The organism is Methylobacterium sp. UNCCL125, from assembly GCF_900116795.1.
Taxonomy (GTDB): domain Bacteria; phylum Pseudomonadota; class Alphaproteobacteria; order Rhizobiales; family Beijerinckiaceae; genus Methylobacterium; species Methylobacterium fujisawaense.
The window spans coordinates 38,380-49,928 of record NZ_FPBW01000007.1; the positions used below are offsets into that span (position 1 = coordinate 38,380).

An 11,549-nucleotide genomic window follows, 5' to 3' on the forward strand; every position below is an offset into this window, starting at 1 on the left:
GGACGGGTTGATTGGCCCCGGAGCCGCTTCGCGGACCCGCCAGCGATCATGGGGTGAGACAGCGCGCACCGGAACAGGCGCAGATTGGAATGGTTATCGATCGAGCCCTCAGGCCGGTGCCCGCGCGTCTCTGCCGGTTGCCGCTTCGGCCGATCCGTTCCCGCCCGGCCCCGGCCGGCCCAGACCGTGGACGACATCATGCGACTCGAGACCCAGCCGCCGGTGTCGGCGGATACGCCCATCGGCATCACGCTGACGATCAACGGGCAGCGGCGCGAACTCCGCGTCGCGCCCTGGACCACGCTCCTCGACCTGCTGCGCGAGCGGCTCGACCTCACCGGCACCAAGAAGGGCTGCGACCACGGCCAGTGCGGCGCCTGCACGGTGCTGGTGAACGGCACCCGGGTGAATTCCTGCCTGACCCTCGCGGTGATGAAGGACGGGGCCGAGATCACCACGGTCGAAGGGCTCGCCGCCCTCGGCGACCGGGCGGGCAGCAACGCCCTCCACCCGATCCAGGAGGCGTTCATCGAGCACGACGCCTTCCAGTGCGGCTACTGCACGCCCGGCCAGCTCTGCTCGTCGGTGGGCCTGATGAACGAGGGCCACGCCCACACCCGGGACGAGATCCGCGAGGCGATGAGCGGCAACCTCTGCCGCTGCGGCGCCTACACCAACATCGTCGACGCCATCGAGGACGTCATGCAGGGAGACGCCCGATGAACCGCTTCGATTACGTCCGCGCCGGCACGGTGGCGGAGGCGGTGCAGGCCTTCGGGGCCGGGGCCCGCTTCATCGCCGGCGGCACCAACCTGATCGACCTGATGAAGTACGAGGTCGAGAAGCCGGGCCGGCTGATCGACATCACCCATCTGCCCCTCGACCGGATCGAGGCGCACGGGGACGGGCTCCGGATCGGGGCGCTCGTGACCAACGCCAAGGTGGCGTACGACGACAGAGTGACGGCGCGCTATCCGCTCCTGCGCAACGCCATCCTGGCCGGCGCCTCGGCGCAGCTGCGCAACGCCGCCTCCACGGGCGGCAACCTGCTGCAGCGGACCCGCTGCTACTATTTCTACGACGTGGCCACGCCCTGCAACAAGCGCGCGCCCGGCTCCGGCTGCCCGGCGATCGGCGGGATGAACCGCATCCACGCGATCTTCGGCACGAGCGACAAGTGCATCGCCACGCACCCCTCCGACATGTGCATCGCGCTGGCCGCCCTGGAGGCCACCGTGCAGGTGAACGGGCCGCAGGGCGAGCGGTCGATCCCGTTCTCCGAATTCCACCGCCTGCCGGGGGAGTCCCCCGAGACGGACACGAACCTCGCCCCCGGCGAGATCGTCGTGTCGGTGGACCTGCCGGAGAGCCGCTTCCCGCAGCACTTCACCTACCTGAAGCTGCGCGACCGGTTGTCCTATGCCTTCGCGCTGGTCTCGGTGGCGGCGGGGCTCGAACTCGACGGCGACCGGATCAAGACCGCGCGCCTCGCGCTGGGCGGCGTCGCCCACAAGCCCTGGCGCAACCGCGAGGCCGAGGCCCTGCTCGAAGGCAAGCCCGCCACCCGCGCGAGCTTCCAGGACGCGGCCGACCTGATCGTGGCGGAAGCCAAGCCGCAATCGGAGAACGGCTTCAAGATCGATCTCGCCCGGCGGGCCATCGTGCGCGGCCTCGAACAGGCCGCCGCCGGCACGCCCCAGTCGCTCAGCGACAAGCGCATCCAGTAGGCCCCGCCATGACCCAGACCTCGAACCCCCAGACCTTCAGCTCCACCGGCCGCGACACCTTCGTCGGCACGCCGCGCAGCCGCATCGACGGCCCTGCCAAGGTCACCGGCCTCGCCAAGTACGCGGGCGAGTTCGCCGCGCCCGACCTCGCCTACGGCTATGTGGTGTCCAGCTCCATCGCCAAGGGCCGGATCACCGCCATCGAGTCCGCCGAGGCCGAGGCGGTCCCGGGCGTCCTCAAGGTCATTACCCACGCGAACCGGCCGCGCACCGCGTGGCGGGACAAGAACTTCCAGGACGCGGTGGCGCCCCCCGGCTCGCCCTTCCGCGCCCTCTACGACGACCTGATCGTGTTCAGCGGCCAGCCGGTCGCCCTGGTGGTGGCGGAAGATTTCGAGACCGCGCGCTACGCCGCGTCCCTCGTCCGCGTCAGCTACGCGATGCAGGAGCCCGTCACCGACCTCAAGGCCGTGCGCGGCGACGCCTACGATCCGCCCACCAAGCGCGAGGGCATCAAGCCGCCGCCGGCTCCGTGGGGCGACGCCGACCAGGCGTTCGGCAGCGCGCCGATCCGCGTGCAGGGCGGCTACAGCATGGCCAACGAGCACCACAACCCGATGGAGCCGCACGCCACCACGGTGGTGGTGGAGCAGGACGGGACCTACACGGTCTACGACAAGATCCAGGGCGTCTCGAACAGCCACCAGTACCTCGTCAACGTGTTCGGCCTGAAGCCCGATCAGGTCCGGGTGCTCAACCCCTATCTCGGCGGCGGCTTCGGTTCCGGCCTGCGCCCCCAATACCAGGCGTTCCTGGCGATGCTGGCCGCCCAGGAGCTGAAGCGCTCGGTCCGGGTCACCCTGACCCGCGACCAGATGTGGTCCTTCACCTACCGGGGCGAGGCGCTCCAGACCGTCGCGCTCGGCGCCGAGCCGGACGGCACGCTGACGACGCTGCGGCACGACGCCGTCCAGGGCACCTCCACCTTCGAGGATTACCAGGAGGTGATCGTCAACTGGTCGGGGGTTCTCTACCGCTGCCAGAACGTGGCCCTGACCTACCGCATCGCCAAGCTCGACACCGCCACCCCGGGCGACATGCGCGCCCCCGGTGCCGTGACCGGGGTCTTCGCCATCGAGACCGCCATGGACGAGCTCGCCTATGCGACCGGCCAGGACCCGATCGCCCTGCGGCTGAAGAACTACGCCGAATCCGACGCCACCGCCCAGGGGAAGCCCTTCGGCTCGAAGGAGCTGAAGAGCTGCTTCCGGCAGGGCGCCGAGCGCTTCGGCTGGGCGAAGCGCAATCCCGAGCCCCGCTCCATGCGCGAGGGGCGGGAGCTCGTCGGCTGGGGCGTGGCCACCGGCATCTGGGAATCGATGATGATGCAGTCGAGCGCCATCGCGACCCTGACGCCGGACGGCCGCCTGACGGTGGGCAATTCCACCGGCGATATCGGCACCGGCACCTATACGATCCTGACGCAGATCGCCGCCGACACCCTCGGCCTGCCGATGGACGCGGTGACGACCAAGCTCGGCGACACCCGCCTGCCGGAGGCGCCGGTCGCCGGCGGCTCCTGGACGGCGGCCTCCTCGGGCACCGCCGTGATGAAGGCCTGCCGCAACGTCGGCGAACAGGTGTTCAAGCTCGCCCGCGGGCTCGAGAACTCGCCGCTCGCCAATGTCGACTTCGACCGGGCCGTCTTCGCGGACGGCCGGATCTCGGTTGCCGGCGATCCGGGCCGCAGCGTCTCCCTGGTCGAGGTGATGCAGGCGGCCGGCATCGACAAGGTCGAGGCGGTCGAACAGGCCGGGCCCGACAAGGACTTCAATCAGAAATACGAGGCCTACACCCATTCGGCGATCTTCGTGGAGGTGAAGGTCGACGAGGAGCTGGGTCAGGTCCGGGTGACCCGCGTCGTCTCGGCGATCGCGGCCGGCAAGGTGCTCAACCCGAAGACCGCGCGCAGCCAGATCCTCGGCGGCGTCGTCATGGGGATCGGCTCGGCCCTGGAGGAGGAGTCGATGCTCGACCACCGGATCGGCCGGTTCATGAACCACAATCTCGGCGAGTATCATGTGCCGGTGAACGCCGACATCTACGACATCGACGTGATCTTCGTGGCGGAGGAGGACAAGGCGAACCCGCTCGGCGTGAAGGGGCTCGGCGAGATCGGGATCGTCGGCACCGCGGCGGCGATCACCAACGCGGTGTTCCACGCCACCGGCAAGCGGGTGCGCGACCTGCCGATCACGATCGACAAGCTGCTCTGAAGCCGAGATCCGAGCGCCGCCGCGCCCCGGGCGCGGCGGTCACATCAACGTCCACGGGCGCATCCGCATCGCGAGCGCCGTGATGCGATCTGGGGGTGCGCGCTCGGTCGGCGTGGCACGCCGCCTGTCGCTCCGCGCGCGAAGGCGCCGAGCGCTCGGAACCGAAACGGCGTGAGAGCTCCGTGAGCCACCTGCTGCACTCCTGGCGCTTCTGGGCGCTCGCCGCCGCCGGCTTCGCGGCACTCACCGCGATCCTCGCCAAGGTCGGGGTCTCGGGCGTCCAGTCGGATGTCGCGACCTTCGTGCGGACCGCCGTGATCCTGGTCTTCGCCGGGGCGATCGTCGTCGGCTCAGGGCAGGCCGGCGGCCTCGCGCAGATTTCCGGCCGCAGCCTCGTCTTCCTCACCCTGTCGGGGCTCGCCACCGGGGCGTCCTGGCTCTGCTACTTCCGGGCCCTGTCGCTGGGCGACGCCGCCCGGGTCGCGCCGATCGACAAGCTCAGCGTCGTGCTGGTGGCGATCCTCGGCGCCACCCTGCTCGGCGAAACCCTCAGCCTCGCCGCCTGGATGGGCGTCGGCCTGATCGCCGCCGGGGCCGCCCTCGTCGCATCCGGCTGGTAAGCGCTGGTCAGCGGATGCGTGCCGGCGCACAGATCCGTTAACCGGTGGAGCGCATCCTGACGGTCCCTCGCGAACGGGGACCGTCATGGATTGGGTCTATCGTGGCTTCGAGACCTCGCTGATCGGTCTCGCCCTGTGTCTCGGCCTCGCCGCCTGTTTGACGCTCGGTACCGAGCGGACACCGACCGGCACGCTCTCCGTCACCCTGCCGATGCTCACGGTGACCGCTCCCGCGCCCTGAGGCGAAGGGAGCGGTCGGATCCGGCGGAGCGTCAGGCGGCGCTGTTCACGGCGCGGAACATGAAGCTCCGGGCCTCGTCGTCCATCTCGGCCTTGAAGGCGTGGCGGCCCTTCAGCGCCTCGGCGGCCTGCGCGGCCGGCCGCGCGTTGAGCGCATCGAGGTGGCGCTTGACGTTGGGCAGGTCCCCGAAGGCGCCTTCGCCGAGGATGAACGGCACCATCCGGGCCCAGCCCCAGACCGCCATGTCGACGATCGTGTAGGTGTCGCCCAGCACGTAGGTGCGGTCGGCGAGGCGCTGGTCGAGGATGCCCCAGTGCCGGCGCGCCTCGAAGGTGTAGCGTTCGGTGGCGTAGGCGCCCCCGTCCTGCGCGAAGTGGCGGAAATGCACGCACTGGCCGGAGAACGGCCCGATGCCGGTCGCCACGAACATCAGCCACGACAGCATCTCGCCGCGGACCGGCTCGCCCTCCGGCAGGAACCGGCCGGTCTTGCCCGCCAGATACATCAGGATCGCGTTCGAATCGAACACGGTCACATCGCCGTCGACGATCGCCGGCACCTTCCCGTTCGGGTTGACCGCCGTGTAGGCGGGATCGAACTGCTCGCCCTTGCGGGTATCGACCGGCACCGGCTCGTAGGGCAGCGCCATCTCCTCGAGGCAGAGGGCGACCTTCATGGGGTTGGGGCTGAGATTGTAGAAGAATCGAATCACGGCGCTCTCCCTGAACGACCCCGGCAGGATGTCCGGGCCGGGCGAACGCACAAGCCGCCGCCGCGCAGGGCGGCTATTCCACGATGATCTTGTAGCCGCGACCCGGCACCAGCGCGGCGCCGCGCTCCAGGCCGTTGAGGACGAGGAACCGGTCGAGCGCCCGGTCGGGCACCGCCATGCGGCGGGCGAGATCCTCGGCATTGGCCGACATCGCCTGGACCACCTGCAGCCGCAGGGGACGCAGGACCGCCTCGTCCGGCGACACGGCGACGAGGGTCGCGGTCCAGCGGCGGAAGGCCGGGTCGGGATCGGCGGTGCCCTTGGCGGCCATGATCATCCGGTAGGTCGAATCGCCGATCCGGATCGCCGCGAGGCGGAAGGTCCACTCCTTCCCCCGCGACAGCGCGAAGGCCGCCGGGTGGCCGCCGACCTCCCGGGTCTCGAAGCCGGCCGGGTCGAAGGCGTCGTTCCAGCTCGCCTTGAGCACCGCGTCGAGGGGCTGGCCCTCCTTGGCCTCGATCTGGTCGAACAGCAGGCGCCGGCTGCCGTCCTGGGTCGTCCCGAGCACCGCCGAGCGGGTGTTCTCCAGGGTGAAGCCCTCCGGCACCTCGAAGGCGATACCGAGGCCGGGATGGATGAAGCGGTGCCCGCGCACCGCGCCGTCGCGCGGATTGTCGCCGTAGGCGAGGCCGTCCACCGCCGCGAGATAGGTGGCGCGGTCGTCGGTGCCGATGCCCGGCGCGCCGATGCGGCGGGCCGCCCGGGTGACCTGGGTGATGCGCTCGGCCGTGCCCGGATGGGTCGCCAGCATGTCGGGCGCGTTGGCGCTGCCGGCCTTCAGCCCGGTCGAGCGGCTGAGGGCGGTGAGGAAGCGCCCGGCCGCGAACGGATCGTAGCCGGCCTTGGCGAGGGTGCGCACGCCGGTGGCGTCCGCCTCCAGTTCCTGCTCGCGGGAGAACCGGGCCAGGGCGAAGCGGGACTGGTGCTGGAGCTGCGCGCCGGTATCGGGATCGTTCAGCACGTCGGCCACGACCCGGCTGACGAGCGCCGAGCGCAGCTCCAGCTCGCTGCGGGCCGTGGCGTGGTTGAGGGTCACGTGGGCCATCTCGTGCGCCAGGACGGCGGCCACCTCGGAGGTGTCGCTCGCCAGGGCCACGAGGCCGCGGGTCACGTAGAGCCGCCCGTTCGGCAGCGCGAAGGCGTTGACCACCGGCGAATCGAGGAGCGTCACCGTGTAGCTCTGATCGGGCCGGTCGCTGGCCCGCACGAGGCGGTCCGTCACCTCCGTGAGCAGCCGCATCACGTTGGGCGCCCGCGCCTCGCCCCCGAAGGAGGCCACGAGCTTGAGGTGGTCGGCGTCCGCGGCGCGCTCGCGGCCCGTCGTGCGCGGCGCCTCCGCGGGCACCCGGACCACGGCCGGCCGCACGGTCGCCTCGGTCTGGTCGGCGACGCAGGCGCCGAGCAGCAGGGCGAGCCCGCCGAGCGCCGCCGCACCGCGCGGGCGGCGTCCCGCCCCGTGGACGCACGCCCCGATGATGTGACCCGTGATCCCGCCCATCGCGATCAGCGCCGCAATTCCCGTTCCCCGTCCGGACCGGCCTCCGGCCGGTCCGCCTCGTCCAGAACCTCGATCCCGTCGATGGCGGCCTCCAAGGTCGGGCCGCGCCGGACCTCGAGGAGGCCGCGCACCTGCACGCGCCGGTCTTCGAGCGAGGCCGCACTCAAACCACGGGCGCGCATCATTCGCCAAGTGCGTTTCGATACCGTCACCGTGAGCCCGTCCGTGCCCCGGGCCGCGAAATCGAGATAGGTGCGCGCGCCCCGCTCGCCGATATGGCGGATGCGCCCCTCCACGACGACGAAATGCCCCGCCTTCGCCCGGAGCGCCGGGCCGTCCTGCGCCCCTGGAAGCGGCGCGCGCCAGAGGCCGAGCCTGCGTGCGCGGGCCGCCGCCTCCACGAGGCGCAGGGCGGGGCGGCAGAGCGAATCGGCCTCGTTCGCGTCCGCGACGGCGAGGCCCGCCCCGATGAGGCCGCCCGCCAGATCCTCCTCACCCTCCGCGATCAGGAGATCGGCCCGCACCCGATCCCAGCGGTCGGGCTGCCCGCGCGGAATCATCGTGACCCTGGCGCCCAGACGGGCCTCCAGCCAGGCCTGGGCCGCGGATGCGGCCTCCGGCGCGTCCGGCCACCGCAGCGAGTCCGGCACCGCCCGGACGCCCGACGCGAGGCGGATCTCCCCCCGGGGACCGATCCCCGCGATGACCTCGACGCGCGCCGGCCCCACCATGCATTCGGACAGGCTGGTCCGCGGGGCGGCCCGGACCGGCAGGACGCCCGGCGTCGCGGCGAGGGAGGCCGTGAGCACGACCGCGCGCACCGCTGCGCGCACCACCCGCGCCGCTGCCGCGCTCCGCTGTCTCTTCCAGCCCGTGATCCCGCCCATGGAACACCCCCGAGGCCGCGAGCCCCGGCCGTCCGCCTTTCCACCGGGCGCGGTTGGCCTCGGACGGGGAGAATGCTATGGAGCACGCGGTTGTCTCCGTAGCTCAGCTGGACAGAGCACAGGTTTCCTAAGCAGGTTCAATTGGGCGTCGCGTCGGGAAACCACGCGGCGGATCCGCTCAAAGTCGGGGAAAGCTTCCGGCATCGGCGCTCAGGCGTCCGATGCTCTGCCGATCCCGAGCCAAGCCCGACGGTGCCCCGGCGGGAAGGTGTAGAGACTAGACGGGCGGCACCTAACGGCTGGAGGCGATCCGGCCCACGGTGAAGGGATAGTCCAGGCCACGAACGCGAGCCTTCGGGACGCGGCGGCGAAAGCCGAAGTGGTATGAAACCTGGGGTCGCAGGTTCGAGCCCTGCCGGGGACGCCAAGTTTTCGCGTCTTGCAATTCTCTCCGGCCGCGGAGCCGCGCGCAAATCGTCCGCCACGGTGACCGCCTGCCGGTGACAAGTACCGAGGGCCGCGCTAAGCTTTGCTGCCAGGATTCATGGCGGGGGTGGACGAGCACTTCATGGCGGGCCAGAAGACCGATCAGCGCGACGTTTATGTCGGGCAACGCATCGCCGAGCAGCGCCGGAAGGCGTCGCTCACACAGCGCCGCGTCGCGCAGAGCTTCGGTATGTCTGCTGCCCAGCTCCAGAAGTATGAGAAGGGCACCAACCGGATCAGCGCCGTCCATCTCGATATCTTCTCGCGGATGACCGGCGTGCCGATGGATTACTTCTTCAAAGGCATGCCCCGGAACGATGACTTCGTCGCGCCGGGCTTCGGCGAGCGCGAGCAATCGGCCCTGTCGGATGGCGGCCTGAAGGGGCTGGCCGAAATCGTGGGCCGTCACATCACCGAAAACTTCTCCGAGGAAGCGCGCCGCGACGTGGCCGACGCCATCCGCGCCCTGGAGAGCAAGATCGGCGGTTGAGGCCGCGGCGGGATCCCCGGGGCGGCCGTTCTTTCGGTCGTTTCGTTCGTTATAGCGGATCCGTTCGTTCCTCCATCTTGACCGTCCACTGCTCGGGTGCGAGAACGCCCGCCCCATGAAGGGTCTAACGCCGCGATCGCGACGGCGTACCTCTGAAACCGAGGCCGTCTGATGCCGCGCTCAAACTATCTGTTCACCAGCGAGTCCGTGTCCGAGGGGCACCCCGACAAGGTCTGCGACAGAATCTCCGACACCGTCGTCGACGCCTATCTCGCGGCGATGCCGGAGGCACGGCTCGGCGTCGAGACCCTCGCCACCACCAACCGCATCGTCATCGCCGGCGAGGTGCGCGGGCCCGATTCGGTCACCTTCAAGGACCTCGAGGCCCTGACCCGCGAGGCCGTGAAGGATATCGGCTACGAGCAGTCGGGCTTCCACTGGAAGAACAACGACGTCGCCATCTACCTCCACGCCCAGTCGGCCGACATCGCCCAGGGCGTGGACGCCGCCGGCAACAAGGACGAGGGCGCGGGCGACCAGGGCATCATGTTCGGCTACGCCGCCGACGAGACCCCCGAGCTGATGCCGGCGCCGATCTTCTACGCCCACAAGATCCTCAAGGACCTCGCCGACGCCCGCAAGGCGAAGCAGGGCGACGCCGCCAAGCTCGGGCCCGACGCCAAGAGCCAGGTCACGGTCCGCTATGAGAACGGCCGCCCGGTCGAGGTCACGCAGATCGTGCTGTCGACGCAGCACCTCGACGAGTCCCTCGATTCCGCGGACGTGCGCGCCATCGTCGAGCCCTACATCCTCAAGGCCCTGCCGCAGGGCTGGGTCAACGAGGGCACGGCCTGGCACGTGAACCCGACCGGCAAGTTCGTGATCGGCGGTCCGGACGGCGATGCCGGCCTGACCGGCCGCAAGATCATCGTCGACACCTACGGCGGCGCGGCCCCGCATGGCGGCGGCGCGTTCTCCGGCAAGGATCCGACGAAGGTCGACCGCTCGGCGGCCTACGCGGCGCGCTACCTCGCCAAGAACGTGGTGGCCGCGGGCCTCGCCAGCCGCGCCACGATCCAGCTCGCCTACGCGATCGGCGTCTCGAAGCCGCTCTCGATCTACGTGGACCTGCACGGCACCGGGAACGTGGACGAGGCCAAGCTCGAAGCCGTGCTGATGGACGCCATGGACCTGTCGCCCCGCGGCATCCGCACGGCGCTCGGCCTTAACAAGCCGATCTACGCGCGCACCTCGGCCTACGGCCATTTCGGCCGCGCCCCGGAGGCCGATGGCGGCTTCTCCTGGGAGCGGACCGACCTCGCCGGCAAGCTGAAGTCCGCCCTCGCCTGAGGACTGAATCGCCCCGGACCCGCGGAGCGGGTTCGGGGCAGCGCCGGTTCCGGTGTCGTCCGGGGCCTGCTCCGGACGCACACCCACCGCGATCGGCGCCCCCATGCCTGGGTCCGACCGGTGGCCGGCTCGGGCCGGCAACCGCTCCCTCATCCGGGGCCGCCCCGCGGAGTCCGCATCCAGACGCGCCGGCGGATCCGGATCCGCGTCGGGACGGCGATCCCGGATCCGGGCTTGCCCGCGGCCCCCGGACCGACGGCGCGAGACACCGGCACGGGACGAAGGTCCCACGCCGCCGAGCAACCCCGCTGAGATGCGCAAGCCCTTCGACGGCGCACCGTGACCATGTCTGACACGTCTGGACGCGCCGCACCGCCGGCCGAGGAGCTGGAGCGCGCCTTCTTCGGCCGGCGCAAGGGCAAGCGCCTGCGCGGCCAGCAGGAGCGCCGGCTCGCCGAGCTTCTGCCGGCCCTGCGCATCGACCTGCCGCCGGACGACCGGCCCCTCGATCCGCGGACGCTGTTTCCCGCGATGGCGGCGCCGCCCGAGGCGCTCTGGCTGGAGATCGGCTTCGGCGGCGGCGAGCACCTCGCCGCCCAGGCGGCCGCGCAGCCGACCGTCGGCATCATCGGCGCCGAGCCCTTCGTGAACGGTGTGGTCAAGCTGCTGGCGGCGATCGAGGCGCAGGGTCTGCGCAACGTCCGCATCCGCGACGCGGACGTGACCGCCCTCCTGGCGCGCCTGCCGGATGCCTGCCTCGATCGGGTCTACCTGCTCTATCCCGATCCCTGGCCCAAGCGCCGGCAGCGCAAGCGCCGCTTCGTCTCCGATGCCTCGCTCGCCGAGATCGGCCGGGTGCTGAAGGATGGCGGCCTGTTCCGCTTCGCCAGCGACATCGACGACTACGCCGGCTGGACGCTGGTCCGGGCCGCGCGCTGCCCGGACCTCACCTGGACGGCACGGGGTGCGCAGGACTGGACGCAGCCCTTCCCGGGTTGGCCCGGCACGCGCTACGAGGCCAAGGCGCTGGAAGCGGGGCGGCGGCCCACCTACCTGGAATTCGCCCGGTATCCGCGCTGAGACCGGCCTCGATCGCGCCGCCCGGGCGCCGGGTCGCCGCAGGCGGAGCGGAACGCCTTGCCACAGTCACGCTCGATCGCCATCCTGAAGTCCCGCCGCGGTTGCGGATCGCGGGGCGGGGT

The 11,549-nt window shown here is 71.1% G+C and carries 11 protein-coding genes; 8 read left to right on the plus strand and 3 right to left on the minus strand.

Annotated elements, in window-relative coordinates; translation table 11 throughout:
• Window positions 1–198 precede the first annotated feature (198 nt).
• From BM396_RS08305 to BM396_RS32700, 5 genes are all read left to right on the plus strand, one after another.
• Window positions 199–723, plus strand: coding sequence for a (2Fe-2S)-binding protein (locus tag BM396_RS08305; RefSeq protein WP_043379471.1), 525 nt, complete (start codon window positions 199–201; stop codon window positions 721–723).
• The gene (locus BM396_RS08310; protein WP_043354027.1) at window positions 720–1,727 is read left to right on the plus strand and encodes an FAD binding domain-containing protein; all 1,008 of its coding nucleotides are present in this window, start codon (window positions 720–722) and stop codon (window positions 1,725–1,727) included. The genes BM396_RS08305 and BM396_RS08310 overlap by 4 nt, the downstream gene beginning before the upstream one ends.
• Window positions 1,728–1,735: 8 nt before the next feature.
• Window positions 1,736–4,003, plus strand: coding sequence for a xanthine dehydrogenase family protein molybdopterin-binding subunit (locus tag BM396_RS08315; protein WP_043379366.1), 2,268 nt, complete (start codon window positions 1,736–1,738; stop codon window positions 4,001–4,003).
• A 182-nt stretch (window positions 4,004–4,185) separates the two neighbouring features.
• The gene (locus BM396_RS08320; RefSeq protein WP_043346438.1) at window positions 4,186–4,623 is read left to right on the plus strand and encodes an EamA family transporter; all 438 of its coding nucleotides are present in this window, start codon (window positions 4,186–4,188) and stop codon (window positions 4,621–4,623) included.
• 85 nt (window positions 4,624–4,708) lie between these two features.
• Complete coding sequence (locus BM396_RS32700) at window positions 4,709–4,864, plus strand: hypothetical protein (protein ID WP_167380420.1); 156 nt, start codon at window positions 4,709–4,711, stop codon at window positions 4,862–4,864.
• A 31-nt stretch (window positions 4,865–4,895) separates the two neighbouring features.
• Here BM396_RS32700 and BM396_RS08325 read toward each other — a convergent pair whose 3' ends face one another.
• The 3 genes from BM396_RS08325 to BM396_RS08335 form a co-directional block, all read right to left on the minus strand.
• Window positions 4,896–5,576, minus strand: a complete 681-nt coding sequence (locus tag BM396_RS08325) for a glutathione S-transferase family protein (RefSeq protein ID WP_043379468.1) — start codon at window positions 5,574–5,576, stop codon at window positions 4,896–4,898.
• A 73-nt stretch (window positions 5,577–5,649) separates the two neighbouring features.
• Entirely contained in the window at window positions 5,650–7,134 is a 1,485-nt protein-coding gene (locus tag BM396_RS08330; RefSeq protein ID WP_043379364.1) for a M48 family metalloprotease, read from the minus strand.
• Window positions 7,135–7,139: 5 nt separating this feature from the next.
• Window positions 7,140–8,021 (minus strand): thermonuclease family protein, encoded by an 882-nt coding sequence (locus BM396_RS08335; RefSeq protein ID WP_051975933.1) that lies wholly within the window; start codon window positions 8,019–8,021, stop codon window positions 7,140–7,142.
• Window positions 8,022–8,589: 568 nt separating this feature from the next.
• Between BM396_RS08335 and BM396_RS08340 the strand changes: the two genes are divergently transcribed.
• From BM396_RS08340 to BM396_RS08350, 3 genes are all read left to right on the plus strand, one after another.
• Window positions 8,590–8,997 (plus strand): helix-turn-helix domain-containing protein, encoded by a 408-nt coding sequence (locus tag BM396_RS08340; protein WP_043346443.1) that lies wholly within the window; start codon window positions 8,590–8,592, stop codon window positions 8,995–8,997.
• Between the two features lie 171 nt (window positions 8,998–9,168).
• Window positions 9,169–10,347 (plus strand): methionine adenosyltransferase, encoded by a 1,179-nt coding sequence (gene metK, locus BM396_RS08345; protein WP_043379362.1) that lies wholly within the window; start codon window positions 9,169–9,171, stop codon window positions 10,345–10,347.
• Window positions 10,348–10,692: 345 nt separating this feature from the next.
• Window positions 10,693–11,427 carry a tRNA (guanine(46)-N(7))-methyltransferase TrmB gene (locus tag BM396_RS08350; RefSeq protein ID WP_043379359.1) on the plus strand — a complete coding sequence of 245 codons (735 nt, stop codon included), beginning with the start codon at window positions 10,693–10,695 and terminating at the stop codon, window positions 11,425–11,427.
• Window positions 11,428–11,549 lie beyond the last annotated feature (122 nt).

What these genes read in the sequence shown, in the direction of transcription:
- BM396_RS08350 (WP_043379359.1), top strand. Translation starts at nt 10,693, where the DNA reads ATGTCTGACACGTCTGGACGCGCCGCACCGCCGGCCGAGGAGCTGGAG.
- BM396_RS08310 (WP_043354027.1), top strand. Translation starts at nt 720, where the DNA reads ATGAACCGCTTCGATTACGTCCGCGCCGGCACGGTGGCGGAGGCGGTG.
- BM396_RS08305 (WP_043379471.1), top strand. Translation starts at nt 199, where the DNA reads ATGCGACTCGAGACCCAGCCGCCGGTGTCGGCGGATACGCCCATCGGC.
- BM396_RS08335 (WP_051975933.1), bottom strand. Translation starts at nt 8,021, where the DNA reads ATGGGCGGGATCACGGGCTGGAAGAGACAGCGGAGCGCGGCAGCGGCG.
- BM396_RS08315 (WP_043379366.1), top strand. Translation starts at nt 1,736, where the DNA reads ATGACCCAGACCTCGAACCCCCAGACCTTCAGCTCCACCGGCCGCGAC.
- BM396_RS32700 (WP_167380420.1), top strand. Translation starts at nt 4,709, where the DNA reads ATGGATTGGGTCTATCGTGGCTTCGAGACCTCGCTGATCGGTCTCGCC.
- BM396_RS08340 (WP_043346443.1), top strand. Translation starts at nt 8,590, where the DNA reads ATGGCGGGCCAGAAGACCGATCAGCGCGACGTTTATGTCGGGCAACGC.
- BM396_RS08330 (WP_043379364.1), bottom strand. Translation starts at nt 7,134, where the DNA reads ATGGGCGGGATCACGGGTCACATCATCGGGGCGTGCGTCCACGGGGCG.
- metK (WP_043379362.1), top strand. Translation starts at nt 9,169, where the DNA reads ATGCCGCGCTCAAACTATCTGTTCACCAGCGAGTCCGTGTCCGAGGGG.